Here is a 26,945-nt window from a genome sequence, read left to right on the forward strand (position 1 = left end):
ACCGAATACTGGACCGAGACGCGGCCGCGCTTCACGGCAGACGATATCGAACAGGCGCTTGCCGGCGTGAAGCTGGTGGAGGCGGCGAACGAACGCGACGAAGCGGCGGCAATCGCCATTGCGTTGCGGCGCGCCGTAGAGATCCCAGGCAAGCGCGCGGCGCTCGTCACCGGCGACCGCGCGCTGGCGCGACGGGTTTCGGCCGAACTGCTGCGCTTCGGCGTCGTCGCCGACGATTCCGGCGGCGCGCCGCTCATCAACACGCCAGCCGCCAGCCTGCTCAGGCTCGCGCTGAGCGCCGCGTTCCGGCCCGGCGACCCGGTAAGCCTGCTCTCCTTGCTCAAGCATCCGCTGCTCGGGCTCGGTCTCGAACGCCAGGCCGTGCGCAAGGCGGCCGAGCTCGTCGAGCTGGTCGCCTTACGAGGAGGCACAGGCCGGCCGGATGTCGCATCGCTCGGCGTGCTTTTCGAGACGCGGCTTGCGGAACTGAGCGGCGACACCCGCCAGCCCTTCTGGTTTTCGCGCCTGACCGTGCGCGGCATCGAGCAGGCGCACGGCATGCTTGGCCGCCTTTCCAAGGCGCTCTCGCCGCTCACCGCGATCCGCGACGAGAAGGACGCTGACATCGCGACGCTGACCAGCGCAAGCGTCGTCGCGCTGGAGGATCTGGGCCGCGCCGCCGACGGGAACCTCGCCGAGCTCTATGCCGGCGACGCCGGAGAAAAACTCGCCGAGCTGTTGCGCGGGCTGGTCGCCGCAGCCTCGCCCTTCACCTTCGCCGCTTCGGAATGGCCCGACGTGATGGAAGCGCTGATCGCGCCGGAGACGGTGAAGCCGGCGCAAGGCACCGACCGCAACATCGCCATCTGGGGCGCGCTGGAAGCGCGATTGCAGAATGTCGACACGCTGGTCATCGGCGGGCTCAATGAAGGGGTCTGGCCGCGCAAGCCCGAGAGCGACCGCTTCATGTCGCGGCTGATGAAGACCGGCATCGACCTCGAACCGCCTGAACGGCGCATCGGCCTTGCCGCGCATGATTTCCAGATGGCGATGGGCGCGGCGGAAGTGGTGCTGACGCGTTCGGCGCGCTCCGGCGACGCGCCGGCCGTGCCGTCGCGTTGGCTGCAGCGCATGCTGACCTTCATCGGCAAGGAGCCGGCGGCGGCCCTTCGCGCGCGCGGCGACGCGCTGCTCGGCTGGGCGCGCGCGCTCGATGCCGGCGAGAAGAAGGATTTTGCCCCCCGCCCGCAGCCCAGGCCGCCGCTCAGCATGCGCCCGCTGCATTTCTCCGTCACCGAGATCGAGACGCTGCGCCGCGACCCCTACGCGGTCTATGCGCGGCGCATCCTCGGGCTCTCGCCGCTGGAGCCATTGATCCGCGATCCGGGCGCGGCCGAACGCGGCACGCTGTTCCACGAGATCCTGCATCTGTTCTCGCGGCGGGTGGAGGATCCAAGGGCGCCGAATGCGCTCTCGAGCCTCATCGAAGCCGGCCGTCTCTGCTTTGCCGAGGCAAAGCTTCCACCGGATATCGAGGCCATCTGGTGGCCGCGTTTCGAAAAGCTCGCCGAGAACATCATCGAATGGGAGCATACCCGCGCCGATGCGGTCGCCATGCGCTATGCCGAGGAACGCGCCGACAAGACGGTGGTCGGCCGCACCGGCGTGACGCTGTCCGGCTATGCCGACCGCGTCGATCTGCTCGCCGGTGGCATGGCCGACATACTCGACTACAAGACCGGCTCCTCGCCCTCGAAAGCGCAGGCGCATACGCTGCTGTCGCCACAGCTCGCGCTGGAGGGCGCGCTGCTCAGGCGCGGCGCCTTCAAGGAACTCGGCATTCGCGAGCCCTCGCAGCTTGCCTTCGTGCGGCTGAAGCCGAATGGCGAGGTGTTCGAGGAATCGATTCTCGAATACAACCGCAAGCCCCGCACCGCCAATGACCTGTCCGAGGAAGCCTGGGCGCGGCTGGAGCGTCTGCTCTTCCACTATGCCGACCCGACCACCGGCTATCTGTCGCGCGCCCTTCCGTTTCGCGAGGGCGAGGCCGACGGCGATTACGACCATCTGGCGCGCGTACTGGAATGGTCGGCGGGTGGCGCCAGCGAAGACGAGGCGGAAGGATGAAATATCCGATCCCCTCCGATACCGCCGCCAGCCAGGCGCGCGCCTCGGATCCTGCCTATTCCGCCTGGGTGTCGGCCAATGCCGGCTCGGGCAAGACGCATGTGCTGGCGCAGCGCGTCATCCGTCTCCTGCTCAACGGCACCGATCCGTCGAAGATCCTGTGCCTGACCTATACGCGGGCTGCCGCCGCAAACATGTCGAACCGCGTGTTCTCCACCCTGTCGGAATGGACAGCGCTGCCCGATGCGGAGCTGGCGATCAGGATCGCGGCGCTGGACGGCCGCGGCGCCGACCGCGACACGATGCGGCGCGCGCGGCGCCTGTTTGCCGAGGCGCTGGAGACGCCGGGCGGGCTGAAGATCCAGACCATCCACGCCTTCTGCGAATCCGTGCTGCACCAGTTCCCGCTCGAAGCCAACATCCCGGCGCATTTCGAGATGCTCGATCCGCAGATGGAGGCCTCGCTGTTCGCCGATGCCCGCCGCGACATGATTTCGGGTGCCGGCGCCGGCGTCGAAGGCCTGGCGGAAGCCTTCGCCACCGTGCTGGAGCGCGGCGGCGAGTTCGGGCTCGATTCCCTGCTTGCCGAGATCGTCGGCAAGCGCGACGAGTTGCGCGATTTCATCGCCAAGCTCGGCAGGGATCGGGATTTCCGGCTGCTCTTCGCCGAATTCGGCTTCGGGCCCGGGCAGACGGCCGAGGGCATCGCCGCTTCGCTCTGGCCGCTGCCTGGCTTCGATCCCGGCCAATTCGCCGAATTCGCGCAAGCCGCCGAGGCCGCCGACGCGCGCCAGGTGCTGAACAATGTCATCCCTTACGCCCGGGGCGCCTTCGCCGAAGCCGACCCGATCCGGCGGCTGCGGCTGCTGGCAAAGGCCTTTCTCAAGGCCGACGGCCACCCCTATGAGCCGGCCAAGATCTTCAAGAAGGCGCTGGTCGACCGGCTGCCGGATTTGCCCGACCGCTACCTTGCGACGGCCAGGGCGATCCTCGACGTGTCGGACCGGCTGGCGCTGTTCCGCATGCTGGAAGGGACGGCGGCGGCGCTCACCGTCGCCGGCTGGCTGATCGCGCGCTACGAGCAGTTGAAGCGCGGACGAGGCTTCCTCGACTTCAACGATCTCATCACCCGCACCGTGAGCCTGCTGTCACGGCCCGATGCCGGACCATGGGTGCAGTTCAAGCTCGACCAGGGCATCGATCATATCCTGCTCGACGAGGCGCAGGACACCAGCCCCGACCAGTGGGAAGTGGTGAAGAAGCTGACGGAAGAGTTCTTCGCCGGGCTCGGCCAGCGCGAGGCCGTGACGCGCACGATCTTTGCCGTGGGGGATGAAAAGCAGTCGATCTACTCCTTCCAGGGCGCGGCGCCCGATTCCTTTGCCGAAAGCCGGCTGTTGTTTGCCGGGCGCGTGCGCGACGCTGAAGCCGCCTTCGCCAACTTGAAGCTCACCTGGTCGTTCCGTTCGAGCGACGACGTGCTGGCCGCGGTCGACCGCGTCTTCGCGGAACCCGGCGTGCGGCGCGGCATCAGCCACGATCCCGATCCGCTCAGCCACAAGGCGATCCGCAATGACGCGCCCGGCTATGTCGAGGTGTGGCCTTCGGTCGGCGCCGAAATGGTCGAGGAGCCGGACGATTGGACGCTGCCGGTCAACCATGCCAGCGCTCCCGCGGTGCGCGTCGCCGAGCATGTCGCCACGACCATCCAGACCTGGCTCAAGCAAGGCGAGGTGATCGAAGGCAAGGGCAGGAAATTGACCGCCGGCGACATCCTGGTGCTGGTGCGCAAGCGCGATCGCTTCGTCCATGCGCTGTCGCGCAGCCTGAAGAACCGGCAGATCCCGGTCGCCGGCGCCGATCGGCTCAGCCTGCCCGGCCATATCGCCGTGCAGGACCTGATCGCGCTCGGGCATTTCCTGATCCAGCCGGAGGACGATCTTTCCTTGGCCGCCGTGCTGCGCAGCCCGATCTTCGAGGTCTCCGAGGAGACCTTGCTGGCGCTTGCCGGCCAAAGGCCGAAGGGCCAGTCGCTGATCGCCTCACTCAGGCATCACGCGGCCGAGGATGTTTCGCTCGCCGCTGTCGTTAGCCGGCTCGATGGCTGGGCAACCGAAGTGGCGTTCAAGCCGGTCTTCGAATTCTACGCCGCGGCGCTGGCGCGCGACGAGCTGCGCCGCAAGATGACGGCGCGGCTCGGACCCGAAGCCGGCGACATCCTCGACGAATTCCTGAGCTTTTGCCTGGCCGAGGAACGGACCGGACTGCCGGGGCTGGAATCCTTCCTGTCGACACTGGAGAATGCGGGCCCCGAGATCAAGCGCGAGATGGACCAGACACGCGACGAGGTCCGCGTCATGACCGTGCACGCCGCCAAGGGCCTGGAAGCGCCGGTGGTCTTCCTGGTCGATGGCGGCTCGGCGCCGTTCAGCGACCAGCATCTGCCGCGGCTGATGCCGTTCGAGAGCTCGGGGACGCAATGGAAAGGCAAGGGCTATCTATGGCGCTCGGCCAGCGATGTCGCCAACGGCGTCTCGAAGGCGGCCTCGGTGCGGGCGCGCGAGCTGGCGGACGACGAATACCGGCGGCTGCTCTATGTCGGCATGACGCGCGCCGAGGACCGGCTGATCGTCTGCGGCTATCACGGCAAGCGGCAGCCCAGCACGGGCACTTGGCATTCGGTCGTCAGCCGCGCGCTGCTCGGTGCGCCCGAGAGTTCGGAGCGGCGGCATCCGGCGACGGCCGATGTGGCCGTGCATCGCTTCCACATGACGAAATTGCCACCCGTCGCGCTGGCAAAGGGCGAAGCCGAGCATCGAATCGAGCATGCCGCGCCGCTGCCGGACGGACTATTCCAGCCGTTGCCGCCTTATGAGGAGCTGCCGCGTCCGCTTTCGCCCTCCGGCGCGTCGGCGCTGATCGAGGAAGCGAAAGATGCCGTCCCCGATACGCGCTCGCCGGTGCTCGACGCTGCCGCCGAGCCCGGCTTCGCGGTCTTGCGCGGCCTTGCCCTGCACAAATTGCTGCAGATGCTGCCCGGCATCGCCGAGGCGGAAAGGCACGGTGCGGCCGAGCGCTATCTGGCGCGCGCCGGCGCCGATTGGCCGGCGGACGAGCGCGACAGGGCGATGGAAGCGGTGCTCTCCATCCTCTCTGACGATCGCTTCGGGGCGCTGTTCTGGCCGTCGTCGCGCGCGGAAGTCGCGATCATGGGCAACATCGAGGTGAAGGGCAGGCTGCGTTCCATCTCCGGCAAGATCGACCGGCTGGCGGTCACTGCGCAAAAAGTGTCGATCGTCGACTACAAGACCAATCGGCCGGCCCCCACAAACTTGGCCGAAGTGCCGCCTGCCTATGTACTGCAGCTTGCGCTCTACCGGGCGCTGCTCCAGCCGCTCTATCCGGGGCGCGAGGTGACGGCGGCGCTGCTGTTCACCGAGGCGCCGCGGCTGATCGAGCTGCCGGCGGCGGCCATGGACGACGCCCTTGCCCGACTCACGGGAGCGTGACACAAGAACTGCTTGAACATCGCCGCCACAACCACCACATTTGGTGCAACCCGAGTTTTCGAAAGGATTTCAGCATGGCCACCGTCAAGGTCGACAATGGCAATTTCCAGGCCGATGTGCTCAACGCCAAGGAGCCGGTCGTGGTGGATTTCTGGGCCGAGTGGTGCGGCCCGTGCAAGATGATCGGCCCGTCGCTGGAAGAGATTGCCAAGGAGCTCGGCTCCAAGGTGAAGATCGCCAAGCTCAACATCGATGAGAATCCCGAGCTTGCCGCGCAGTTCGGCGTGCGCTCGATCCCGACACTGATGATCTTCAAGGGCGGCGAAGTGGCCGACATGAAAGTGGGTGCCGCGCCGAAGACGGCGCTGTCGCACTGGATCAACGGCGCCATCGCCTGAGCCAATTCGGATATCCAACGAACAAGCCCGGCCAATCGCGCCGGGCTTTTCTTTGGCGCCATCGCTCATGGCGCCCTGGCCCTGACGTTCGCGCCCGCCATCTCCTCTTCTACAAGAAAAGGAGAATGCCATGACCGGAACAGCCAAGGCCACAGTCCATGTCGACAATGAGCGGGTGATCGTCACCGAATATCGCTTCGCGCCGGGCGCCAACACCGGCTGGCACCGACACGGCCACGACTATGTCGTCGTGCCGCTGATGGACGGCAAGGTGAAGCTGGTGACCAAGGACGGCGAATCCTTCGCCGAGATGAAGCAAGGCGCGCCCTATTTCCGCCGTGAGGGCGTCGAGCACGACGTCATCAACGCCAATGACGGCGAGTACGCTTTTATCGAGATAGAGTTGAAGTAGCCGTCACCAGTCCGCGACGCGATCGCCGCCGGCGAACTGCGCGCTTTTGCCGGTGTATTCGAACAGCTCGATCCTCACGCCGTTGGGGTCACTGATCCAGGCTTGGTAAGTGTCGTCGCAGGCGAGCTTCTTCGGCGTCACCTCGACGCCTTTCGAGCGAATATGGGCGACGGCCGCGTCGATATCTTCCACCTCCAGGCAGAAGTGGTTGATCTGGTGGCGGTCGCTGTAGCTGGCCTCGTGCTTTTCAAAGACCTCGACATGGCTGCGGCCGCCGCAGTCGAGATAGAAGCCGAAAATCCTGCCGTCGCGCAGGAAATTGAACCTTGTGTCCATGCCGAGCACATCGCGATAGAAGGAGCGCGTCGCCTCCAGGTCGTGCGCGAAGATGCAGACATGGGCGAGCTGCCTGACTTTGATCATGGCCGGTTCCTTTCGGCCCCCGCCGAAATCCGCAGCGCTGTCTCGACCTGACCTTAGGTCGGCGGCGTGCCGTTTTCGGCCAGCACGGCGCCGGCGAAATAGAGCGAGCCGCCGATCAGGATGCGCGGCGCCGGGCCGTCCCAGGAGTCGCGCAACAGCATCAGCGCGCTGGCGACGGAGCTGACGGGCTCGGCCGACAGGCCCGCTTCTTCGGCCCGCAACGCCAGCTCGTCGTTCGGCACACCGGCATCGCTGTTGGTCACCGGCACGGTGTAGACATGGCGGGCGAGACCCTTGAAGGCGCTGAAATAGCCGGTCTGGTCCTTGGTGTTGATCATGCCGGAAATCAGCACCAGCGGCCTCGGATTCTTCTCCTCCTGCTCGGCCAGCGCCTCGGCAATGACGATGCCGGCGCCGGGATTGTGGCCGCCGTCCAGCCAGATATCGGACCCTTTCGGCGCAAGCTCCACCAGCTTGCCCTGCGTCAGCTTCTGCATGCGTGCCGGCCAGGCGACATGGATCATCGCCCGCTCGGCGGCGCGATGGCCGATCTCGAAGCCAGCCGCCTTGACGGCGGCGATCGCCGCCGCGGCGTTGGCGTATTGATGGCGCCCGGGCAGACGCGGCAAAGGCAGGTCCATCAGCCCGTCCTCGTCCTGGTAGACCATGCGGCCATTCTCCTCGAAAGCGAGGAAATCCTGGCCATAGATCACGGTCGGGCAATCCAGCCGCTCGGCCGTCTCGATCAGCACCTGAAGCGCGGTGTCGCTTTCCTGGGCGCCGATCACCACCGGGCAGCCGCGCTTCATGATGCCCGCTTTCTCGGCGGCGATCAGCTCGACGCGGTCGCCGAGATAGGCTTCGTGGTCCATCGAGATCGGCATGATCACCGAAACCGCCGGCCGCTTGATGACGTTGGTGGCGTCGAAACGGCCGCCAAGGCCGACCTCGATGATCGCCGCCTCCGCCGGATGCTCCGAAAACAGGATGAAGGTGACGGCGGTGAGAATCTCGAAGACGGTGATCTTCTGGCCTTGATTGGCTTCGGCGACGCGGGCGATGGCCTCCGCGAAAACCTCGTCCTCGACGAGCTTGCCGCCGCCTTCGGCCGCCAGCCGGTAGCGCTCATGCCAGTTCACCAGATGCGGCGAGGTATGGACATGGACGAGATGGCCGACCGCCTCCAGCAGCGCGCGCGAGAAGGCGGCGCAGGAGCCCTTGCCATTGGTGCCGGCGATGTGGATGACCGGCGGCAGCCGGTCCTGCGGATTGCCGAGGCGTTCGAGAAGCCGGGTGACGCGGTCCAGCGAAAGGTCGAAGCCTTTCGGATGCAGCGTCATCAGATGTTCGATTTCGCGTTCGGCGGAGAGCGTTGTCATGGCGGAATCCTAGCGCATGCTTCCGAAGCCGGGAATCGGTTTCGAAACGGCCATGCGCAAATCAGAGGCTACAGCACAGAACGGACGGCGCAAATCGCGGTTCGCGGCGAACGGTGTGGCGTCAGGCCGATCCCGCCTAGGCTTGCGGCCGCGCCTCGGCGTTGACCACCGCCGGCGGCAGGATCTCCGGCTCCAACGGCTTCTCGGCTTGCGGCATCTTGAGCAGCATCTTCAGGAGCCGCGCGATTGTCTGGCGCATCTCGAGGCGCGAGACGACCATGTCGACCATGCCGTGCTCCATCAGATATTCGGCGCGCTGGAAACCGTCGGGCAGCTTTTCGCGAATGGTCTGCTCGATGACGCGCGGCCCGGCAAAGCCGATCAGAGCGCCGGGCTCGGCGATGTGGACATCGCCCAGCATGGCGTAGGAGGCGGTGACGCCGCCGGTGGTGGGGTTGGTCAGCACGACGATATAGGGCAGGCCGGCTTCCTTCAGCCGGTCGACGCCTACCGTGGTGCGCGGCAGTTGCATCAGCGACAGGATGCCCTCCTGCATGCGGGCGCCGCCGGAGGCGGCGAACAGGATCAGCGGCCGCCTGCGCTGCAGCGCGACCTCGAAGGCGTGCACGATGGCCTCACCGGCGGCCATGCCGAGCGAGCCGCCCATGAAGGCAAAATCCTGCACTGTGACTATGACCGGCAGCCCATCAATGGTGCCGGCGCCGTTGAGGATCGCATCCTCGAGGCTGGTCTTGGCCTTCGCCTCCTTCAGACGATCGGTGTAGCGCTTCTCGTCGCGGAACTTCAACGGGTCCTGGACGACCTTGGGATTTTCCAGCACCTCGTATTTGCCGTCGTCGAAGAAGTATTTCAGCCGCTCCTTGGCCGAGATCTTCATGTGGTGGCCGGAGGCCGGGATGACGAACTGGTTGGATTCGAGTTCCTTGTGGAAGATCATCTCGCCGGTCTCGGGATCCTTGATCCAGAGGTTTTCCGGCATGTCGGTGCGCCGGCCGAGCATCGAATTGATCTTCGGGCGAACGTAATTGGTGATCCAGTTCATGGCTTCGGCTCCCGTCCTGGAAAGGACTTCACGCAATTCCAGGAAAAGTCTGTGGCGATTTTCCGTCCGGAACTGCTTGTAGAGGAATAGTCAGGCTATTCGGCGGCAGCAAGGCGGGCCGAACGGACGCCCTGGGCGAGGCCGCTGACCAGCGTGGCGACGGCTTCGGCCGGATCGGCTGTCTTCTCGCCCTTCGGTCCCAACACATTGGCGACCGCGTTGACGATCGCCGTGCCGACCACCACGCCGTCGGCCGAGGCGCCAATGACGCGCGCCTGCTCGGCGGTCTTGACGCCGAAGCCGACGCAGACCGGCAGCGCGGTGTGGCCCTTGATGCGGGTGACCGCCGCGGAGACCTTGGCGGTGTCGGCAAGCGCCGAGCCGGTGATGCCGGTCATCGAGACGTAATAGACGAAGCCGGAGGTGTTTTCGAGCACCTTGGGCAGGCGCTTGTCGTCGGTGGTCGGCGTCGCCAGACGGATGAAGTTGACGCCGGCCTTGAGGGCCGGAATGCAGAGCTCCTCGTCCATTTCCGGCGGCAGGTCGACGACGATCAGGCCGTCGATCCCGCTGGCCTTGGCGTCGGCGAGGAAGCGGTCGACGCCGTAGATATAGATCGGATTGTAGTAGCCCATCAGCACGATCGGCGTCTCGTCGTCGCCGGCGCGGAACTCGGACGCCATCTTCAGCGTCCTGGCCAGGGTCTGGCCGCCCTTCAGCGCCCGAAGACCCGCCGCCTGGATGGCCGGACCGTCGGCCATCGGATCGGAGAATGGCATGCCGAGCTCGATGACGTCGCTGCCGGAGACGGGCAGCGCCTTCATGATCGACAGCGAGGTCTCGTAATCGGGGTCGCCGCCCATGATGTAGGTGACCAGAGCCGGACGGCCTTCGGCTTTGAGCTTCGCCATGCGGCGGTCGATGCGGGTGGTCATTGTCAGATCTCCATGCCCAGCATCTTGGCCACCGTATGCACGTCCTTGTCGCCGCGGCCGGACAAATTGACGATGACGAGCTGGTCCTTGTCCATCTTCGGCACGATCTTCATCGCATGGGCGATGGCATGCGCCGATTCCAGCGCCGGGATGATGCCTTCGACCCGGGTGGTGAGCTGGAAGGCCTCCAGCGCCTCGTCGTCGAGGATCGGCTCATACCGGACGCGGCCGGAATCGCGCAGCCAGGAGTGCTCGGGGCCGACACCCGGATAATCGAGGCCGGCCGAGATCGAGTGGCCGTCCAGGATCTGGCCGTCGGCATTCTGCAAGAGATAGGTGCGGTTGCCATGCAGCACGCCGGGCCTGCCGGCATTCATCGAGGCGCAATGCTCGACGCCGTCGAGGCCGCGCCCTCCCGCTTCGATTCCGATGATGCGGACTTCCTTGTCGTCAAGGAAGGGATGGAAGAGGCCGATGGCGTTGGAGCCGCCGCCGACGGCGGCGATGATGACATCCGGCAGCCGGCCTTCCTGCTCCAGCATCTGCGCGCGGGCCTCCGAGCCGATCACCGACTGGAAGTCGCGCACCATCTCCGGATAGGGATGCGGGCCGGCGGCGGTGCCGATCAGGTAGTAGGTGTCCTCGACATTGGTGACCCAGTCGCGCAGGGCTTCGTTCATGGCGTCCTTCAGCGTGCCGTGGCCGGCAGTGACCGGCCGCACCTCGGCGCCGAGCAGCTTCATGCGGAAGACGTTGGGGCTCTGGCGGGCAACGTCGGTGGCGCCCATGTAGACGACGCAAGGGTAGCCGAAGCGCGCCGCCACGGTCGCCGAAGCCACGCCATGCTGGCCGGCGCCGGTCTCGGCGATGATGCGCTTCTTGCCCATGCGCTTGGCGAGCAGGATCTGGCCGAGGCAGTTGTTGATCTTGTGCGAGCCGGTGTGGTTGAGGTCCTCGCGCTTGAAATAGACCTTTGCGCCGCCGAGATGCTTCGTCAGGCCTTCGGCGAAATAGAGTTTTGAGGGCCGTCCGGCATAGTGGGTCGACAGGTTCTGCAGCTCGGCCTTGAACTCCGGATCGTTCTTGGCGTGGTTCCACTGCTCCTCGAGGTCGAGGATCAGCGGCATCAGCGTCTCGGCGACGAAACGGCCGCCGAAAATGCCGAACATGCCCTGCTCATCGGGTCCGGTGCGGAAGGAATTGGGCATAGCCGGCTTGTTCATCGCCGATCTCTCCTTGACTTGGTGAGCATGTCCTTGTCGGAAAACCGGATTCCACTTTTCCGGGACATGCTGCATTTTGGTTTCGAGCATGTCCTTATCGGAAAACCGGATTCCACTTTTCCGGGACATGCTCGGGTTTGAGCCTGCTCAGGCGGCGCGGTCGTCGCGCGCGGCCCTGACGGCCCGGAAAAACTGCTCGATCAGCGCCGGATCCTTGACGCCCGGAGCGCTTTCCACACCGGACGAAACATCGATTCCGGGAGGGTTGGCCAGTCTCAGGGCATCGCCGATATTGGCGGCGTTGAGCCCACCGGAAAGCATGTAATCGAGCCCGGCGTCAAGGCCGGCAAGGATGCGCCAGTCGAAGGCGACGCCATTGCCGCCCGGCAGCTGCGATCCCTTGGGCGGCTTGGCGTCGAACATGAAACGATCGGCAATCCCGACGAACGGCTTTATACGCCCGAGATCGGCTGTCTCGCTGACGGAAAACACCTTCATGACGGGCAGGTCGTAACGGGCCTTGAGTTCCGCCACGCGCTCCGGCGTCTCGGAGCCATGCAACTGCAGCATGTCCGGCTGCATTTTTGCAACGATGTCATCCAAGAACTCATCGTCGGCATCGACGGTGACGGCAACGGCCAAGGCCTTGCCGCGCGCCGCTTCGCGCAGCCGCCCGGCCTCGGCCGGCTCGACATAGCGCGGGCTCTTGGCGAAGAAAATAAAGCCGACATGGCTGGCGCCGCCGGCAAGGGCGGCGGCCATCGCGGCGTCGGTCTTCAATCCGCAGATCTTGATGTCGAGCGTCATGGGCCGGGCTTGGCACGAAACGGCCAAAGAGTCGAGAAAAAGCATGCTGTTGCCACCACGGCGGAAAACGCTACCTTCATATAGGAACCACAGGCGAGAGCAGGATAATCATGGCCGACCGGACCGTCGCCGAACTCCGACAAAAGATCGCGCAGGCGCGCGAGGTGATCGCGCATCTGATCGACAAGGCCGCCGTCAACGGCGCCGAGGCGCACCGGGCGCTGGAGTATTTCGGCAGCGACGCCTTCGACCGGGATTTCCTGCCCTGGCCGCATATCGAGGAAGGGCTGCGGCCGGAGGAGCTGAACGCGGCGAATGACGATTGAGCGTCCAATGGGCTCAAGCCGATAGCAGAGAGGCTGGCGGGACAGCGCCTCCTCTGTCCTGCCGGACATCTCCCCCACGAGGGGGGAGATCAGATGTCACTCCGGCTTTCGCCAATCACCGATGTAGATGAGGCGCTGCCGGCGAAACTGCCAATCTCCCCCCTTGTGGGGGAGATGCCCGGCAGGGCAGAGGGGGCGCGAAGGAACTCCGTCGTCTCAAACGTTGCGCGCATGCGCGCAACAGCAGAGAGCTACTCGAACACAATCGCCTGCAGCGCCCCGCCGTTCCGCTTCAGCCAATCCTTGCAGCGGTCGGTGTCGGGGCACAGCTTCTCGCACAATCTCCAGAATTTCGGGCCGTGGTTCATCTCCTTCAGATGCGCCACCTCATGCGCCACCAGGTAGTTTATCACCGCCGGCGGGGCCATCATGATGCGCCAGGAGAAGGAGAGGTTGCCCTCCGAGGTGCATGATCCCCAGCGGCTGGAGGTATCCTTGTACCTTATGGCCTTGGCGCGCTTGCCGATCGCCTCGGTGTGCTTGACCACCAGCCTCTCGATCTCCTTCTTGGCCTCGCGCTTGAGATGGTCGGCGACGCGGCGCGGCAGATGGATGCGCTCGCCATGGACGACCAGAAGCGGGCCGCGGTCGTCGCGCGAGACGGTGACGGTGCCGCGCTTCGAAGGCTCATGGACGATGCGGTGCGGCACGCCGCGGATCGGGATTTTTATGCCGGGCCGCACTTGCGGGCGGGTCGGCACCTTGGCCAGGCGCTGCTCCAGCCAGTCTTGGTGGCGGTCGAGGAATTTCTCCACCTCGCCCCGGCGCAGGCCGGGCGGCACGGTGACGCGAAGGCCCTGGCCGCCGGAATCGATGCGCAAAGTGAGCCGCCTGGCCCTGGCGCTTTCGACGATCTTCAGCGGCAAAGTTCGCCCGGCGACGCAATGTTCGCGCTCCACCACAGGGGTGGGCTTTGGCTTGGTCAGATTGCGAAAGAAGCCGAGGGTCATGGTTGGACGATACGCGATTCGAAAAAAACGGCCAGTGGAGGGAAGCTACAAAGAGAACAAAAAAGAAACGGCGCCGCTGAACGCGACGCCGTTGTGTCATCCCAAGACCTGTCGCAGGATCTCAGTCGTCGAGCAGGTTCGTGCCCTTGCCGCGCTTGGCAGCGGGCTTGTCGGCCGAGCCGGTGGTGGTCGGCGCGGTATGCTTGTTGCGCTGGGCCATGAAGCGGTCGAACTCGTCCTGGTCCTTGGCGCGGCGCAGCTCGCGGGCGTAGTCGTCGAACTCGGTCAGCATCTCGTCAAGCTTGCGGCGCTCCTCGGCGAGGCGCTCCAGCTCCTTCTCGCGCCAGTCGTCGAAGGCGACGTTGCCGGTGCGAGCCGAGCCGTGGCCCCATCGGGCCGCCTTGTCGGAGCCGCGGCGGCAGCCGGCGAAGATGCCGTCGGTCGCGCGGTTGACGTCGCGCTTGAAGCCTTCCAGCCGGTCGCCCCAGATGATGTAGGCGAGCATGGCGAAGCCGAGCGGCCAAAACACCATGAAGCCGATGACCATCAGCGCGATGGTGGCCGGCGTCCAGGCCGGACGGATCAATGCACTCGTATTCATTTCTCCCAATCCTTCCGTTGGAGACAGCCAAACCGGCTGCGTGGAATCGAAATGGGAAGGCGAAATGGGCTATTCAAGACAAATCCGGCCAAAACCGGCGAAGCTTCTGAAATGATTATCGCTTTTTGAGTTTTTCCAGGAAAAGCACTGCCATGCCGGCGACAAGCCCCCAGAACGCCGCGCCGACGCCGAAGAGGGTGAGCCCCGAAGCCGTCACGGCGAAGGTGACGGTGGCCGGCATGCGTTCGCCGGCGTCATGAAGGGCTATCGACAGCGCGTTGGCCAGGGGCGCCGTCAACGCAAGCCCCGCGACCAGCACGATCAGGCTTTGCGGCAGGACGGCGAAGATCGCCACCAGCGAGGCGCCGAAGATGGCGAAGATGAGATAGGCGAGCGCGTAGAACGGACCGGTCTTCCACCGCTCGGCCGGATCGGGATGGACATCGGGGCCGGTGCAGATGGCGGCCGAGATCGCCGCGAGATTTGTGGTCGCGGCACCGAACGGCGCCGAGAGCAGCGAGAACAGGCCGGTGACGCCGATCAGCGGGCCGGGCTCCGGATGATAGCCGGCGGCGCGCAGCACCGCGAGGCCCGAAAGGTTCTGCGAGGCCATGGTGACGAGATAGAGCGGCAGGGCAAGGCCGATGATCGCCGAGGCGGTGAATTGCGGCGCAATGAACGTCAATGTCGACAGTTCCGGCACCGGCAGGCTGCCGACGCGGCCGGTGAGGAAAGCGGCAAGGCCGCCGCCGATCAGCACCACCAGCACCGATAAAGCCGGATTGAACAGGCGGATGACGAAGAAGGCGGCGATCAGCGGCAGGATCAGCCAGGGATCGGCGGGAATGGCCTTCACCGCATTGACGGCGAAACTGACCAGGATGCCGGCCAGCATGCCGGACGCGACCGAGGCCGGGATCTGCGCGATCAGCCGGGTCAGCGGCTTGAACAGGCCGGTGGCGACCAAAAGGACACCGGTGACCATGAAGGCGCCAACGGCCTGCGGCGTCGTGAAACCGCTGGAGGCAGCGATCAGGGCGAGACCCGGCGTCGACCAGGCGGTGATGACCGGCATTTTCGTGCGCCAGGACAGCCACAGGCATTCCACGACCATGGCAAGGCAGATCGCCGTCACGCCGCTCGCGGTCTCGATCTGGGTGGCGCCGACCGCCTTGGCGGCGGCGATGACGAGGGCCAGCGTGCCGCCAAAGCCGACGATCGCGGCGACGAAGGCGGATATCGGGATGGAGATGCGCATGGTCAGGCGGCCCGCTTGACCATGTCGGCGACGGCGCGCTTCAGCATGTCGAGATCCTCGGGACGGGACAGGCGATGATCGCCGTCGGGGATCAGCGACAGCGTCACATCGTCGGCGGGAAGCATCGATGCGAGCTTCAAGGCATGGCTGGACGGCACGTCCGGATCGGCCAGGCCCTGCAATATGTGCACCGGACAGTGCGTGTCGATCGGTCCGGTCATGACCCGGTTGGCGCGGCCGTCCTCGATCAGCGCTCGGGTGTAGATATAAGGCTCGTCCGAATAGTCGGACGGCTCGGTGAAAAATCCCTTTTTCGAAAGATCGCGCTTCTGTGCCTTGGTCAGCACCGGTTCGATCAGCTCGAATGTGAAGTCAGGCGCCGGCGCAAGCAGCACGAGACCGGCCACGCGGTCGTCGCCCGCCCGGCGCAATTCCTGGACCATGCGCAGCGCGATCCACGCCCCCATCGAGGAGCCGACCAGGATCTGCTTGCCTTTGCTGAAGCGCCGGAAGACGGCGAGGCTCTCGGCCAGCCATCTGGAGATCGTGCCGTCGGCGAATTCGCCGCCCGACTCGCCATGGCCGGAATAGTCGTGGCGCAGATAGGCGTGGCCCTCGCGAGCGGCCCAGGCAGCAAGCGTCTCCGCCTTCGTGCCCAGCATGTCGGACTTGTAGCCGCCGAGCCACACCACGCCGGGCGCCGTGCCAGGCGCCTGCCTGACGGCGATGCTCGACCCGTCCACATCAATGAAAACCGGAGCGCTGGCGGCCATGGGCTTGTCCTTTCCGCCGGTCTTTTGACACAGGCGGTGGTTCAACGAAAAGTGCTCGCGGCATTTCTTTGCTTGGTGCAGGTAAAGGCAAGCGGACAGGTGATTTTCCAACCGGGCTGTGCTATTGACTCACGCCCCGCGCTCCCCACATAGGCGCGTCCAGCAATTCGAATTACTGAACCCTGAACGAAACGGCCGAGGAGACCACGACCATTCGCAGACCTTTCAAAGCAGCGGCACCCACCAAGGACGGGCCGCGCTCCAACCGAGACATCCGGGTACCCCGGGTCCAGCTTATCGATGCCGACGGCCAGAACCGTGGCGATGTTTCCATCAATGACGCGTTGCTGCTCGCCGAAGAGGCCGGGCTCGATCTCGTCGAGATATCGCCCAATGCGGTGCCGCCGGTCGTCAAGATCCTCGATCTCGGCAAGCTGAAATACGCCAACCAGAAGAAGGCGGCCGAAGCCCGCAAGAACCAGAAGGTCATCGAGATCAAGGAGATCAAGATGCGCCCGAACATCGACAGCCATGACTATGAGACCAAGATGAAGGCCGTGCGGCGCTTCTTCGAGGAAGGCGACAAGGTCAAGCTGACGCTGCGCTTCCGCGGCCGCGAGATGGCGCATATGGAGCTCGGCATGCAGCTTCTGAACAAGGTGCGCGAGGAAGTGTCGACGATCGCCAAGGTCGAGGCGGAGCCGAAGCTCGAAGGCCGCCAGATGATGATGGTTCTGGCGCCGCGCTAAATCCCGCCAAAATCATGGTGCAGGGCGTCCCGACGATCGGCGGGACGCCTGTTTTCTATCCGATCGCGGGCAAATCGACGATCGGGTTCCTCGGTGGCGAGCAAAACTCGACGATCGCTTCGCGATCACGAGCAAACGATCGGGTTTTTCCTCATGGGCGATGAAGTGAAGTCCAAGCCTGCCCGGCAAACGCCAGGTCTCGGCGGCTACCAGCATATGCGCCGCCTCGTGCTGGCCGTGCTGATCGTTGTGCTGTTTGCCGCGCTTGTGTTCGGACAGTCGACTTTTCCGCCGGACACGCCGGTGCACGAAACGATCGAGATGTTCGGCGTGCTCTTGATCTTTCTCGGCATAGTCGGGCGATTGTGGTCGACGCTCTATATCGGCGGGCGCAAATCCTCCGAAGTGGTCACCGGCGGACCCTATTCGATCACCCGCAACCCGCTCTATCTGTTCTCGACCGTGGCGGCCGCCGGCGTCGGCGCGCAGATCGGCTCGTTTTCAGGCATCATTCTCTTTGCGCTGCTGTGCGCCGGCGCGTTCCACATCGTCATCCTGCGCGAGGAGCGCTATCTGAAGGAAGTGCTCGGCGCGGCCTACCAGGCTTATCTGGCCAAGGTGCCGCGCTTCTTCCCGAACCTTTCGCTCTACCAGGAGGGCGACACCGGCAGCTTCAAGCCGCGCCTGCTGTTGAACACGCTGCTCGACGGCCTGGTGTTCCTGGTCGCGCTGCCGGCCTTCGAGCTGATCGATGGCGCGCAGCAGTCGGGAGTGTTGCCGGTGCTCTTCCGTCTGCCCTGATCAAGACAGCGCGTCGCATCGCTGCAGGTGTTGCACACAGGCCGTCTTTGATCTATAGGACCGCCGTTCCAAGAAAACCGCCCGGCAGGGCATGCCGTGGCGGTTTCATTTGCTTTTCGGGCTTTGGTCGGCCCGAAGCGGACAAGAAGCGCGATGGTGCGCCACCAATACGGAGTAGCAAAATGCCCAAGATGAAGACCAAATCGGCCGCCAAGAAGCGGTTCAAGATTACTGCCACCGGCAAGGTGCTGTCGGCTGCCGCCGGCAAGCGCCACGGCATGATCAAGCGTTCCAACAAGTTCATTCGCGATGCCCGCGGCACGATGGTTCTGGCTGAACCGGACGGCAAGAAGGTCATCAAGAATTTTCTGCCGAACGGCCTCTGAGCATTTCGGTTTCAGGAACAGTATTTAAGGAGATCATGACATGGCACGCGTAAAGAGAGGCGTTACCGCCCACGCCAAGCACAAGAAGGTCCTGAAAGCCGCCAAGGGTTTCTACGGCCGCCGCAAGAACACCATCCGCATCGCCAAGCAGGCGGTGGAGAAGTCGCTGCAGTATGCCTACCGCGACCGCAAGAACCGCAAGCGCTCGTTCCGCGCGCTGTGGATCCAGCGCATCAACGCGGCGACCCACGAGCACGGCCTGACCTATGGCCGCTTCATCGACGGCCTCAACAAGGCCGGCATCGAGATCGACCGCAAGGTCCTGTCGGACATGGCCATCCACGAGCCGCAGGCTTTCGCAGCACTCGTGGCCAAGGCCAAAGTCGCGCTCGAATACCTGAAGAACACCACGCCGAATGCTTTTGAGAGCGCTGTCGCCTAAGCCAGCGCTTCCCAAGCATTTCTAGTACTGATTTGGGGAACCCGCGCTGGCACGGCTGGCGCGGGTTTTTCTTATGCCTGATCAAACCAAGATGGTGACGCACCACATGGGTGCTGTCCGCCCGAACGAAGAGAGTTTCGCCGTGAACGCCACTGCTGGAAATCTTGAAGCCCTGGAAGCTTCGCTGCTCGCCGAGATCGCGGCCGCCTCGGACGAGGCCGCGATCGAGGCGGTGCGCGTCTCGGCGCTGGGCAAGAAGGGCTCGGTCTCCGAAATGCTGAAGACGTTGGGCGCCATGAGCGCCGAGGAGCGGCAGGTGAAGGGCCCGGCGATCAACGGCCTGAAGAACCGCGTCACCGAGGCGCTAACCCAGCGCAAGGCTGAATTGAAGGACGTGGCGATCGCGGCCCGGCTCGCCGCCGAGAAGGTCGATGTCACGCTCCCTGTTCGCCAGTCGCCGGCCGAGCGCGGCCGCATCCATCCGATCAGCCAGGTGATCGACGAGATCGCGGCGATCTTCGGCGATCTCGGCTTCTCGATCGCCGAAGGTCCGGATATCGAGACCGACCATTACAATTTCACCGCGCTGAACTTCCCCGAGGGACATCCGGCGCGCGAGATGCACGACACCTTCTTCTTCCAGCCTGACGAGAAGGGCGAGCGCAAGCTGTTGCGCACGCACACCTCGCCCGTGCAGATCCGCACCATGGAGCGGCAGAAGCCGCCGATCCGCATCGTCATTCCCGGCAAGACCTACCGGCAGGATTCCGACGCGACGCATTCGCCGATGTTCCACCAGGTCGAAGGGCTGGTGATCGACAAGACGGCCAACATCGCCAACATGAAGTGGGTGCTGGAGGAGTTCTGCAAGGCCTTCTTCGAGGTGCCGAGCGTCAAGATGCGCTTCCGCCCATCCTTCTTTCCGTTCACCGAGCCCAGTCTCGAGGTCGACATCCAGTGCGACCGCTCGCGTCCGGGCGAAGTGCGCTTCGGCGAAGGCTCGGACTGGATGGAGATCCTGGGCTGCGGCATGGTGCATCCCAACGTGCTGCGTTATGGCGGGCTCGATCCCGACGAATATCAGGGCTTTGCCTGGGGCATGGGCATCGACCGCATCGCCATGCTGAAATACGGCATGCCGGATTTGCGCGCCTTCTTCGATGCCGACGTGCGGTGGCTCACGCATTACGGCTTCCGGCCGCTCGACCTGCCGACGCTGTTCGGGGGGCTATCGACATGACGGCACCCCACACCGGCGGCTGCCGTTGCGGCGCGGTGCGGTTCGAGGCCTCGGCCGAGCCGCACCACATCAGCTATTGCCATTGCGGCGACTGCCGGCGCGCCACGGGCGCGCCGGTGTCGGCTTTTGTCGGCTTCATGGCCGACCAGGTCGCGCTCGAAGGCAAGTCGCTGAAAAGCTATCGCAATGGCCCGGTGGAGCGCTCCTTCTGCGGCACCTGCGGCTCGCCCATCGCCTATGTCGACAAGCGGCTCGACAACCGGATCTATTTCATGCTCGGCGCCATGGATATGCCGGCCTATTTCAAGCCGACGCTGCACGCCTATGTGCGCGAGCAACTGCCCTTCCTGCACATGCCGGACGACCTGCCGAGACATCTGAAGACCAGCGTGCCCCGACCAGAAGGGCAAGGACCGAACGGAACAGAACCATGAAATTCACGCTCTCCTGGCTCAAGGACCATCTCGAGACCGACGCCTCGCTTGCCGAGATCGTCGAGCGGCTGACCGCGATCGGGCTCGAAGTCGAACATGTCGACGACAAGGCCGGCCTGAAACCCTTCGTCATCGCCAAGGTGCTGACGGCGGTGCAGCACCAAGACGCCGACCGGCTGCGCGTGCTGACCGTGGACACCGGCAACGGCAAGCCCCCGGTGCAGGTGGTGTGCGGCGCGCCCAATGCCCGCGCGGGGATGATCGGCGCCTTCGCCGCGCCCGGCACCTACATCCCGGGCATCGACGTGACGCTCTCGGTCGGCAAGATCCGCGGCGTCGAAAGCCATGGCATGATGTGCTCGGAACGCGAGCTGGAACTGTCGGACGAGCACAGCGGCATCATCGATTTGCCTGAGGATGCGCCGGTCGGCACGAGCTTCGCGGCCTACGCGCATCTCGACGATCCGGTGATCGAGATCAATCTGACGCCGAACCGGCCGGATGCGGCCAGCGTCTACGGCATCGCCCGCGATCTCGCAGCGAGCGGGCTCGGCCGGCTGAAGACAGCACCGGTGGAAGCGATTCCCGGCAAGGGCGCGACACCGGTCAAGGTCACGATCGAGGCGCCCGAGCTTTGCCCCGGCTTTGCGCTGAGGCTGGTCAGGGGCGTCAAGAACGGCCCGTCGCCGAAATGGCTGCAGCAGCGACTGATCGCCATCGGGCTTCGGCCGATCAGCGCGCTGGTCGACATCACCAACTACGTCACCTTCGATCGCGGCCGGCCGCTGCATGTGTTCGACGCCAAGAAAGTCGCCGGCAACCTCGTCGTGCGCCGCGCCAAGGATGGCGAAAAGGTGCGGGCGCTGGACGGACGCGAATACACGCTGACGCCTGAGATGTGCGTGATCGCGGACGACAATGGCGTGGAATCGATCGCAGGCATCATGGGCGGCGAGCATTCGGGCTGCGACGAGAACACCACCGACGTGTTGATCGAATCCGCGCTCTGGGATCCGATCACCACGGCCCGCACCGGCCGCGCGCTTGGCATCATCACCGACGCGCGCTATCGCTTCGAGCGCGGCGTCGATCCCGAATTCATGGTGCCGGGCGTGGAGCTCGCAACCAGGCTGGTGCTCGATTTCTGCGGCGGCACGCCTTCCGAAATCGAGGCCGCCGGCTATGCCGGACACAAGCCGATGGTCGTGTCCTTCCCGTTGTCGGAAGTGAAGCGGCTGACCGGCATCGAGGTGCCGAAAGAAGAAGTCCTCGACATCCTTACCCGTCTTGGCTTCGAGCCGCAGGGTTCGGGCGAGGTCGTCAAGGTGACGGTTCCGTCCTGGCGGCCGGACATCGACGGCAAGGCCGACCTGGTCGAAGAGGTGATGCGCATCCATGGCGTCGACAACATCTTGGCCCAGCCGCTGACCTCGCACGACGCCGTCAACGGCAAGATCTTGACCACGCTTCAGGTGCGCACCCGCGCTGCCAAGAGGGCGCTCGCCGTGCGCGGGATGATGGAAGCCGTGACCTGGTCGTTCATCCCGGCCAAGCATGCCGAGCTGTTCGGCGGCGGTCAGACGGCGCTGAAGCTCGCCAACCCGATCGCCGCCGACATGTCCGACATGCGGCCTTCGCTGCTGCCCGGATTGATCGCCGCGGCGCAGCGCAATGCCGACCGCGGCATCGGCGACGTGGCGCTGTTCGAGGTCTCCGGCACCTATGAAGGCGACGCGCCCGAACAGCAGCGGCGCGTCGCTGCCGGCGTCCGGCGCGGCACGGCCAAGCTCGAAGGTTCGGGCCGCAGCTGGGCCGGCAATGCCGGGCCAGTCGGCGTGTTCGACGCCAAGGCGGACGCGATCGCGGCGCTGGAAGCCTGCGGCGCGCCAGTCGACCGGCTGCAGATCGAGCCCGGCGGCCCGGCCTGGTATCACCCGGGACGTTCCGGCACGATCAAGCTTGGCCCCAAGACCGTGCTCGGCACTTTCGGCGAGTTCCATCCGAAGACGCTGGACGGGCTTGACGCGTCCGGCCCGATCTGCGGCTTCGAAGTCTTCGTCGACGCCGTGCCGGAGCCGAAGGCCAAGCCGACGCGCACCAAGCCGAAGCTGGAGCTGTCGCCCTTCCAGGCGGTGAAGCGCGATTTCGCCTTCGTCGTCGACAGGACGGTCGAGGCCGGAACGCTGGTGCGGGCAGCCTTGGCCGCCGACAAAAAGCTGGTCACCGGCGTTTCGGTGTTCGACGTCTTCGAGGGCGCCTCGCTCGGCGAAGCCAAGAAGTCGATCGCCATCGAGGTCTCGATCCAGCCGGTCGAAAAGACGCTGACCGACGAGGATTTCGAGGCGCTGGCCAAGCGCATCGTCGAGAACGTCAACAAGCAGACAGGCGGCGTGTTGAGAGCATAAGGCATTGCCGGAAGGTGGCGAATCGCCTTCCAAAGGGCGATGGACCACCTCCGCTATTCCGGCCTTCCCTTCGAACAGCAGCGCGCGGCGTTCCTTGGCATCGTCGCGGCCGACCCGCTGTTGGCCGAGACGCTGGCGCGGACGCGAGAACTTGCGCTGCCAGATTGGCTGGTGGTTTCCGGCGCGCTCTACAACAGCGTGTGGAACCATCTGACCGGCAAGCCGCCGGGCTACGGCATCAAGGATGTTGATCTGTTCTATTTCGATGACGCCGATCCCTCCTACGAGGCCGAGGATGCAGTGATCCGCCGGGCGGCGCAGTATTTCGAGGGGCTGCCGTTGCCGGTCGAGGTGCGCAACCAGGCGCGGGTGCATCTGTGGTATCCGGTGAAGTTTGGGCGGGAATGCCCGCGGTACGCGAGTTCGAGCGAGTCGGTGAGCTATTTTGCGTCGAAGACGCATGCGGTTGGGGTGCGGTACGATGCTGACGGGGCGCTGGAGCTGGTGGCGCCGTTCGGGCTGGATGATGTTTTTTCGTTTCGCATCACGCCGAACAGGGCGCTGGACAATCAGCGGACGCATGAGGCGAAGGGCAGAAGGGCCAGGGAGTGCTGGCCGGAGATTGAGGTGGTGCCTTGGTAGGGGTGCAGAATAAAATAAGTCGGCGCGAGGCCCCCCTCGCGCCGACCTTTCAACTCTCACCCATTCACCAGCGCCAGCAATTCCTCCGTATAGCGCTTGCCGACCACCTTATCCGGCGACAATGCATCGCCGATCGCCGCAACCTCGGCGGCGCTCAACTCAATCCCAGCCGCCGTCGTGTTCTGCTCCAGATGCCGTATCTTCCTTGCACCGGGGATCGGCACGATGAAATCGCCCTGGTGCAGCACCCAGGCGAGCGCCAGCTGCGCCGGTGTCACGCCCCTTTCCGTCGCCATCTTCTCCAGCACCGCGACGACGGCGTTATTGGCCTCCATCGCTTCCGCCTGGAAGCGCGGCAGGGTCAGGCGCCAGTCGCCGGCGCCGAGCGCGTCCGGCTTGGCGATCGTGCCGGTGAGCAGGCCGCGGCCGAGCGGGCTGTAGGGCACGAAACCGATGCCGAGCTCGCGGCAGACGGGGAAGACCTCGTGCTCGGGATCGCGGCTCCACAGCGAATATTCGCTCTGAACCGCGGCGATCGGGTGCACGGCATGCGCCCGGCGCAATGTCGCGCCGCTCACCTCCGACAGGCCCAGCGCCTTCACCTTGCCCTCGCGAACCAGCTCGGCCATGGCGCCGACCGTGTCCTCGATCGGCACGTTGGGATCGACGCGGTGCTGGTAATAGAGGTCGATGACGTCAGTATCGAGCCGCTTCAGCGAAGCTTCCGCTACGGCCTTGACGTGCTCGGGACGGCTGTCGACGCCGATCATGCGGTCGGTGCCCGAGCCGTGCTCGGAAATCTTGAAGCCGAATTTGGTGGCGATGGTGACCTTGTCTCGCACCGGCTTCAGCGCCTTGCCGAGCAGGATTTCGTTCTCGAACGGGCCGTAGACTTCGGCGGTGTCGAAGAAGGTCACGCCGATTTCGACGGCGCGGCGCAGCGTGGCGATGGCCTCGGCCTCCGGCTGGCCGCCATAGCCGAAGCTCATGCCCATGCAGCCGAGGCCGACGGGAAAGACTTCGAGTTCAGTTCCGAGTTTGCGGGTTTGCATGGCGCATCTCCTTGTTGCGATGGGCATGAGATAGCGCCTGGCACCTTGTTCGATAATGGTTCTCTTTTGTACGGCTTGCTCTATAAAATAGAACAATGAACCGAACGAACCTCTCGCAGCTCGCCGTGCTTGCCAGCGTCGCCCAATGCGCCAGTTTTCGCGGCGCCGCGCGCGAGCTTGGCATCGCGCCCTCGGCGGTAAGCCACGCGGTGTCGAGCCTGGAGGCGCGGCTCGGCGTGCGGCTTCTGGCCCGCAGCACGCGCAGCGTCGCGCCGACCGAGGAAGGCGCGCAGCTGCTCGAACGGCTGCGGCCGGCGCTGTCCGAGATCGACCTGGCGCTGGAGACCGCGGTCGAGGCGCGCGATCGGCCGGCGGGCAATCTGCGGCTCACCGTGCCGCGCACCGCCGCCCACCTGACGCTCACGCCCAGGCTCGGCGCCTTTGCCGCGGCGTATCCCGATATCGTGCTGGAGATCGTCATCGAGGATCGCTTCACCGACGTGGTCGAAGGCGGCTTCGATGCCGGCGTGCGGCTCGGCGAAAGCCTGCAGCGCGACATGATCGCGGTGCGCATCGGGCCGAACATCCGGGGCGCGGTGGTCGGCGCGCCCTCCTACTTCGCTTCCATGCCAAAGCCGCGCCATCCGCGCGATCTGGCCGACCACCGCTGCATCCGCTTCCGTTTCTTCAGCGGCACCCTCTACCGCTGGGAATTCGAGAAGGACGGCGAGGAGATCGAGATCGCGGCGCAAGGGCCGCTGATCCTCGACGAGGACCACCTGATCGCCCAGGCGGCGGTCGACGGCGCCGGTCTCGCCTTCGTCTTCGAGCCCTATGTGCGGGCGCCGCTCGCCGACGGCCGCCTGATCCGCGTGCTGGAGGACTGGTGCCCGTCCTTCGAGGGTTTCTTTGTCTATTATCCCAGCCGCCGGCAGATGCGCCCGGCGCTGCGGGCGTTTGTCGATTTCTTCAAGGTGAGCGGGTAAGCCCACCCTCCCCCTTGTGGGGAGGACTATCGCATATGGCACTCCCCCTCACCCAGCCTCCGCTTCGCTCGGCTGACCATTCCGGGGCGAGCCACGGGTCTCGCCCGTCCTTCGGACCCCCGAGGGGAGAGGAGATTGCCGGCGTCGGCGCCAGTCTCTTCTCCCCATTGGGGAGAAGGTGGCCGCGAAGCGGCCGGATAAGGGGCTGGCGCTGCCATATGCGATTGCCCCGTTGTGGGGAGGGTAAGGCTCCCGGAAGAAAGCCGGCGCTGGCTTCGTTCGCCTCGCATGCAATCCCTCACCAACACTCCCACCCGCTACGGCTGGGCGATGATCGTCCTGCACTGGCTGATCGGCATCATCTTCATCGGCCAGTTCGCGCTCGGCGTCGTCATGACGCGCACGACAAGCCAGCGGACGTCCTTCGAGCTGATCCAGCTGCACAAATCCTTTGGCTTCCTGCTGCTCGGGCTGATCATCCTGCGCATCGCCTGGCGAGTCGGCAACGCGGCCCCGCCGCTGCCCGTTTCCGTCGGAACGCTGGAGCGCCGGGCCGCGCCGCTGGCGCATTTCGCGCTCTATGCCTTCCAGATCGCGCTGCCGCTTTCCGGCTGGGCTCTGGTGTCGGTGTCGACGCTGGAGATCCCGACCATGCCGTTCAACCTCTTCGTGATGCCCAATCTGCCGCTCGCCGAATCCGATGCTTCGGAGAGCTTTTGGGCTTCAGCGCACTGGTACCTCGCCTATGCAGGCATCGCGCTGGTGGCGCTGCACATCGCGGCGGCGCTGCGCCATCATTTCCTGCTGCGGGACAGTGTGCTGACGCGCATGATCACACCTTCGCCAGGCAGGGAATAGAACCGCGCCAGCATTCGTTGGTGGGGCGAGAACGCAGAAAGCTGCGGAAGGAAGAAACCCATGAAAGCGCGCATCCTCGGATTGGCGGCCTTTGCCGCTTGCCTTGCCGTGCCTGCCGTTGCCGCCGTGGCGCTCAGCGACGCCGCCGGCAGCTACACGATCAGCCCGTCGGGCTCCTCGATCCGCTTCACCATCGGCAAGGCCGGCGGCGGCGGCTTCGAGGGCGCTTTCGGCCGTTTCAAGGGCACGATCCGCATCGACAATGGCGATGTCGGCCGCTCCAGGGTCGACCTCACCATCTATCCCGAAAGCGTCGGCACGGGGCAGGGCCGCATCGACCAATTCCTGCGCTCCGACGCGGTGTTCGACGCCGCCAACAATCCGGAAATCCAATTCCGCTCGACCAGCGTGACCCGCACCGGCGACACGACGGCGGTCGTTACCGGGCGCCTGACGGCGCGCGGCAAGACGTTTCCGGAAAAATTCACCGCCGAGCTCGGCGGGCTGAAATCCGGCATGATCAAATTCCACGTGACCGGCAAGGTGCTGCGGTCACGCTACGGCATGGATGTCGGCACGCCGCTCTATTCCAATGTCGTCGATTTCGACATGACGCTGACGGGGAGAAGGGGCTGAGCGCCATTTCCTCGCCCGCGCAACGCGGGGGAGAGGTGGCTCGGGCGAAGCCCGAGGCGGAGCGGGGGAC

Annotated in this window: 27 protein-coding genes; 16 read left to right on the forward strand and 11 right to left on the reverse strand. The window is 65.3% G+C overall.

The window, feature by feature from the left end; all coding sequences use genetic code 11:
- The 4 genes from addB to E5X34_RS14385 all read left to right on the forward strand — a co-directional run.
- Nucleotides 1-2,127, forward strand: a 2,127-nt coding sequence (gene addB, locus E5X34_RS14370) for a double-strand break repair protein AddB (RefSeq protein ID WP_292565639.1), incomplete at its 5' end; no start/stop codon positions are given.
- The gene (gene addA / locus E5X34_RS14375; RefSeq protein ID WP_292565642.1) at nucleotides 2,124-5,636 is read left to right on the forward strand and encodes a double-strand break repair helicase AddA; all 3,513 of its coding nucleotides are present in this window, start codon (nucleotides 2,124-2,126) and stop codon (nucleotides 5,634-5,636) included. The genes addB and addA, both read left to right, overlap by 4 nt.
- Nucleotides 5,637-5,710: 74 nt before the next feature.
- Entirely contained in the window at nucleotides 5,711-6,034 is a 324-nt protein-coding gene (gene trxA / locus E5X34_RS14380; RefSeq protein WP_112129004.1) for a thioredoxin, read from the forward strand.
- Between the two features lie 130 nt (nucleotides 6,035-6,164).
- Nucleotides 6,165-6,446 (forward strand): cupin domain-containing protein, encoded by a 282-nt coding sequence (locus E5X34_RS14385; protein WP_027166948.1) that lies wholly within the window; start codon nucleotides 6,165-6,167, stop codon nucleotides 6,444-6,446.
- A 3-nt stretch (nucleotides 6,447-6,449) separates the two neighbouring features.
- Here E5X34_RS14385 and E5X34_RS14390 read toward each other — a convergent pair whose 3' ends face one another.
- The 6 genes from E5X34_RS14390 to E5X34_RS14415 all read right to left on the reverse strand — a co-directional run bounded on the left by E5X34_RS14390 (nucleotide 6,450) and on the right by E5X34_RS14415 (nucleotide 12,276).
- Nucleotides 6,450-6,869 carry a VOC family protein gene (locus E5X34_RS14390; protein WP_292565647.1) on the reverse strand — a complete coding sequence of 140 codons (420 nt, stop codon included), beginning with the start codon at nucleotides 6,867-6,869 and terminating at the stop codon, nucleotides 6,450-6,452.
- Between the two features lie 53 nt (nucleotides 6,870-6,922).
- Nucleotides 6,923-8,248 carry a folylpolyglutamate synthase/dihydrofolate synthase family protein gene (locus E5X34_RS14395; protein WP_292565650.1) on the reverse strand — a complete coding sequence of 442 codons (1,326 nt, stop codon included), beginning with the start codon at nucleotides 8,246-8,248 and terminating at the stop codon, nucleotides 6,923-6,925.
- 136 nt (nucleotides 8,249-8,384) lie between these two features.
- A complete protein-coding gene (gene accD, locus E5X34_RS14400) occupies nucleotides 8,385-9,311 on the reverse strand; it encodes an acetyl-CoA carboxylase, carboxyltransferase subunit beta (RefSeq protein ID WP_292565653.1) in 927 nt (308 codons plus the stop codon).
- 95 nt (nucleotides 9,312-9,406) lie between these two features.
- The gene (gene trpA, locus E5X34_RS14405; protein ID WP_292565657.1) at nucleotides 9,407-10,246 is read right to left on the reverse strand and encodes a tryptophan synthase subunit alpha; all 840 of its coding nucleotides are present in this window, start codon (nucleotides 10,244-10,246) and stop codon (nucleotides 9,407-9,409) included.
- 2 nt (nucleotides 10,247-10,248) lie between these two features.
- Nucleotides 10,249-11,469, reverse strand: coding sequence for a tryptophan synthase subunit beta (gene trpB / locus E5X34_RS14410; RefSeq protein WP_292565660.1), 1,221 nt, complete (start codon nucleotides 11,467-11,469; stop codon nucleotides 10,249-10,251).
- A gap of 147 nt (nucleotides 11,470-11,616) precedes the next feature.
- Complete coding sequence (locus tag E5X34_RS14415) at nucleotides 11,617-12,276, reverse strand: phosphoribosylanthranilate isomerase (protein ID WP_292565663.1); 660 nt, start codon at nucleotides 12,274-12,276, stop codon at nucleotides 11,617-11,619.
- Between the two features lie 110 nt (nucleotides 12,277-12,386).
- On the opposite strand from E5X34_RS14415, the gene E5X34_RS14420 reads away from it, so the two are divergent.
- On the forward strand, nucleotides 12,387-12,602 hold the full coding sequence (locus E5X34_RS14420) for a hypothetical protein (protein ID WP_292565666.1): 216 nt from the start codon (nucleotides 12,387-12,389) through the stop codon (nucleotides 12,600-12,602).
- Between the two features lie 251 nt (nucleotides 12,603-12,853).
- On the opposite strand, the gene E5X34_RS14425 is transcribed toward E5X34_RS14420, so the two are convergent.
- The 4 genes from E5X34_RS14425 to E5X34_RS14440 all read right to left on the reverse strand — a co-directional run bounded on the left by E5X34_RS14425 (nucleotide 12,854) and on the right by E5X34_RS14440 (nucleotide 16,244).
- Nucleotides 12,854-13,612 (reverse strand): M48 family metallopeptidase, encoded by a 759-nt coding sequence (locus E5X34_RS14425; protein WP_292565669.1) that lies wholly within the window; start codon nucleotides 13,610-13,612, stop codon nucleotides 12,854-12,856.
- Nucleotides 13,613-13,733: 121 nt separating this feature from the next.
- Nucleotides 13,734-14,213, reverse strand: a complete 480-nt coding sequence (locus E5X34_RS14430) for a DUF2852 domain-containing protein (protein ID WP_292565672.1) — start codon at nucleotides 14,211-14,213, stop codon at nucleotides 13,734-13,736.
- 115 nt (nucleotides 14,214-14,328) lie between these two features.
- The gene (locus E5X34_RS14435; RefSeq protein WP_292565675.1) at nucleotides 14,329-15,471 is read right to left on the reverse strand and encodes a benzoate/H(+) symporter BenE family transporter; all 1,143 of its coding nucleotides are present in this window, start codon (nucleotides 15,469-15,471) and stop codon (nucleotides 14,329-14,331) included.
- Nucleotides 15,472-15,473: 2 nt separating this feature from the next.
- Entirely contained in the window at nucleotides 15,474-16,244 is a 771-nt protein-coding gene (locus tag E5X34_RS14440) for an alpha/beta hydrolase (RefSeq protein ID WP_292565678.1), read from the reverse strand.
- A gap of 212 nt (nucleotides 16,245-16,456) precedes the next feature.
- Here E5X34_RS14440 and infC point away from each other — a divergent pair, with 212 nt between their 5' ends.
- The 8 genes from infC (at nucleotide 16,457) to E5X34_RS14480 (ending at nucleotide 23,343) form a co-directional block, all read left to right on the forward strand.
- The gene (infC, locus tag E5X34_RS14445) at nucleotides 16,457-16,993 is read left to right on the forward strand and encodes a translation initiation factor IF-3 (RefSeq protein WP_112128992.1); all 537 of its coding nucleotides are present in this window, start codon (nucleotides 16,457-16,459) and stop codon (nucleotides 16,991-16,993) included.
- A 153-nt stretch (nucleotides 16,994-17,146) separates the two neighbouring features.
- Nucleotides 17,147-17,794 carry an isoprenylcysteine carboxylmethyltransferase family protein gene (locus E5X34_RS14450; RefSeq protein ID WP_292565680.1) on the forward strand — a complete coding sequence of 216 codons (648 nt, stop codon included), beginning with the start codon at nucleotides 17,147-17,149 and terminating at the stop codon, nucleotides 17,792-17,794.
- A 182-nt stretch (nucleotides 17,795-17,976) separates the two neighbouring features.
- On the forward strand, nucleotides 17,977-18,180 hold the full coding sequence (gene rpmI, locus E5X34_RS14455; RefSeq protein ID WP_027166935.1) for a 50S ribosomal protein L35: 204 nt from the start codon (nucleotides 17,977-17,979) through the stop codon (nucleotides 18,178-18,180).
- A gap of 40 nt (nucleotides 18,181-18,220) precedes the next feature.
- A complete protein-coding gene (gene rplT / locus E5X34_RS14460; protein WP_042637600.1) occupies nucleotides 18,221-18,622 on the forward strand; it encodes a 50S ribosomal protein L20 in 402 nt (133 codons plus the stop codon).
- Nucleotides 18,623-18,728: 106 nt separating this feature from the next.
- Nucleotides 18,729-19,862 carry a phenylalanine--tRNA ligase subunit alpha gene (pheS, locus tag E5X34_RS14465; RefSeq protein ID WP_292565962.1) on the forward strand — a complete coding sequence of 378 codons (1,134 nt, stop codon included), beginning with the start codon at nucleotides 18,729-18,731 and terminating at the stop codon, nucleotides 19,860-19,862.
- Nucleotides 19,859-20,296: a GFA family protein gene (locus E5X34_RS14470; RefSeq protein ID WP_292565683.1), complete on the forward strand. Its 438-nt coding sequence runs from the start codon at nucleotides 19,859-19,861 to the stop codon at nucleotides 20,294-20,296. Before pheS ends, E5X34_RS14470 begins: the two co-directional genes overlap by 4 nt.
- On the forward strand, nucleotides 20,293-22,701 hold the full coding sequence (gene pheT / locus E5X34_RS14475; protein WP_292565686.1) for a phenylalanine--tRNA ligase subunit beta: 2,409 nt from the start codon (nucleotides 20,293-20,295) through the stop codon (nucleotides 22,699-22,701). The genes E5X34_RS14470 and pheT overlap by 4 nt, the downstream gene beginning before the upstream one ends.
- Nucleotides 22,702-22,740: 39 nt before the next feature.
- Nucleotides 22,741-23,343, forward strand: a complete 603-nt coding sequence (locus E5X34_RS14480; protein ID WP_292565689.1) for a nucleotidyltransferase family protein — start codon at nucleotides 22,741-22,743, stop codon at nucleotides 23,341-23,343.
- 56 nt (nucleotides 23,344-23,399) lie between these two features.
- Here E5X34_RS14480 and E5X34_RS14485 read toward each other — a convergent pair whose 3' ends face one another.
- Entirely contained in the window at nucleotides 23,400-24,395 is a 996-nt protein-coding gene (locus E5X34_RS14485; protein ID WP_292565692.1) for an aldo/keto reductase, read from the reverse strand.
- Nucleotides 24,396-24,490: 95 nt separating this feature from the next.
- Between E5X34_RS14485 and E5X34_RS14490 the strand changes: the two genes are divergently transcribed.
- From E5X34_RS14490 to E5X34_RS14500, 3 genes are all read left to right on the forward strand, one after another.
- Nucleotides 24,491-25,381, forward strand: a complete 891-nt coding sequence (locus E5X34_RS14490; protein WP_292565695.1) for a LysR family transcriptional regulator — start codon at nucleotides 24,491-24,493, stop codon at nucleotides 25,379-25,381.
- A gap of 288 nt (nucleotides 25,382-25,669) precedes the next feature.
- Nucleotides 25,670-26,239 (forward strand): cytochrome b, encoded by a 570-nt coding sequence (locus E5X34_RS14495; protein ID WP_292565697.1) that lies wholly within the window; start codon nucleotides 25,670-25,672, stop codon nucleotides 26,237-26,239.
- Between the two features lie 60 nt (nucleotides 26,240-26,299).
- Nucleotides 26,300-26,875, forward strand: a complete 576-nt coding sequence (locus E5X34_RS14500) for a YceI family protein (RefSeq protein ID WP_292565700.1) — start codon at nucleotides 26,300-26,302, stop codon at nucleotides 26,873-26,875.
- Nucleotides 26,876-26,945 lie beyond the last annotated feature (70 nt).

The sequence above is a fragment of the Mesorhizobium sp. genome, assembly GCF_004963255.1.
GTDB lineage: Bacteria > Pseudomonadota > Alphaproteobacteria > Rhizobiales > Rhizobiaceae > Mesorhizobium.

Excerpts from the sequence above, each read along its gene's own strand:
- addA (WP_292565642.1), top strand. The coding sequence starts at position 2,124 with ATGAAATATCCGATCCCCTCCGATACCGCCGCCAGCCAGGCGCGCGCC.
- trxA (WP_112129004.1), top strand. The coding sequence starts at position 5,711 with ATGGCCACCGTCAAGGTCGACAATGGCAATTTCCAGGCCGATGTGCTC.
- E5X34_RS14385 (WP_027166948.1), top strand. The coding sequence starts at position 6,165 with ATGACCGGAACAGCCAAGGCCACAGTCCATGTCGACAATGAGCGGGTG.
- E5X34_RS14390 (WP_292565647.1), bottom strand. The coding sequence starts at position 6,869 with ATGATCAAAGTCAGGCAGCTCGCCCATGTCTGCATCTTCGCGCACGAC.
- E5X34_RS14395 (WP_292565650.1), bottom strand. The coding sequence starts at position 8,248 with ATGACAACGCTCTCCGCCGAACGCGAAATCGAACATCTGATGACGCTG.
- accD (WP_292565653.1), bottom strand. The coding sequence starts at position 9,311 with ATGAACTGGATCACCAATTACGTTCGCCCGAAGATCAATTCGATGCTC.
- trpA (WP_292565657.1), bottom strand. The coding sequence starts at position 10,246 with ATGACCACCCGCATCGACCGCCGCATGGCGAAGCTCAAAGCCGAAGGC.
- trpB (WP_292565660.1), bottom strand. The coding sequence starts at position 11,469 with ATGAACAAGCCGGCTATGCCCAATTCCTTCCGCACCGGACCCGATGAG.
- E5X34_RS14415 (WP_292565663.1), bottom strand. The coding sequence starts at position 12,276 with ATGACGCTCGACATCAAGATCTGCGGATTGAAGACCGACGCCGCGATG.
- E5X34_RS14420 (WP_292565666.1), top strand. The coding sequence starts at position 12,387 with ATGGCCGACCGGACCGTCGCCGAACTCCGACAAAAGATCGCGCAGGCG.
- E5X34_RS14425 (WP_292565669.1), bottom strand. The coding sequence starts at position 13,612 with ATGACCCTCGGCTTCTTTCGCAATCTGACCAAGCCAAAGCCCACCCCT.
- E5X34_RS14430 (WP_292565672.1), bottom strand. The coding sequence starts at position 14,213 with ATGAATACGAGTGCATTGATCCGTCCGGCCTGGACGCCGGCCACCATC.
- E5X34_RS14435 (WP_292565675.1), bottom strand. The coding sequence starts at position 15,471 with ATGCGCATCTCCATCCCGATATCCGCCTTCGTCGCCGCGATCGTCGGC.
- E5X34_RS14440 (WP_292565678.1), bottom strand. The coding sequence starts at position 16,244 with ATGGCCGCCAGCGCTCCGGTTTTCATTGATGTGGACGGGTCGAGCATC.
- E5X34_RS14450 (WP_292565680.1), top strand. The coding sequence starts at position 17,147 with ATGGGCGATGAAGTGAAGTCCAAGCCTGCCCGGCAAACGCCAGGTCTC.
- rpmI (WP_027166935.1), top strand. The coding sequence starts at position 17,977 with ATGCCCAAGATGAAGACCAAATCGGCCGCCAAGAAGCGGTTCAAGATT.
- rplT (WP_042637600.1), top strand. The coding sequence starts at position 18,221 with ATGGCACGCGTAAAGAGAGGCGTTACCGCCCACGCCAAGCACAAGAAG.
- pheS (WP_292565962.1), top strand. The coding sequence starts at position 18,729 with ATGGGTGCTGTCCGCCCGAACGAAGAGAGTTTCGCCGTGAACGCCACT.
- E5X34_RS14470 (WP_292565683.1), top strand. The coding sequence starts at position 19,859 with ATGACGGCACCCCACACCGGCGGCTGCCGTTGCGGCGCGGTGCGGTTC.
- pheT (WP_292565686.1), top strand. The coding sequence starts at position 20,293 with ATGAAATTCACGCTCTCCTGGCTCAAGGACCATCTCGAGACCGACGCC.
- E5X34_RS14480 (WP_292565689.1), top strand. The coding sequence starts at position 22,741 with ATGGACCACCTCCGCTATTCCGGCCTTCCCTTCGAACAGCAGCGCGCG.
- E5X34_RS14485 (WP_292565692.1), bottom strand. The coding sequence starts at position 24,395 with ATGCAAACCCGCAAACTCGGAACTGAACTCGAAGTCTTTCCCGTCGGC.
- E5X34_RS14490 (WP_292565695.1), top strand. The coding sequence starts at position 24,491 with ATGAACCGAACGAACCTCTCGCAGCTCGCCGTGCTTGCCAGCGTCGCC.
- E5X34_RS14495 (WP_292565697.1), top strand. The coding sequence starts at position 25,670 with ATGCAATCCCTCACCAACACTCCCACCCGCTACGGCTGGGCGATGATC.
- E5X34_RS14500 (WP_292565700.1), top strand. The coding sequence starts at position 26,300 with ATGAAAGCGCGCATCCTCGGATTGGCGGCCTTTGCCGCTTGCCTTGCC.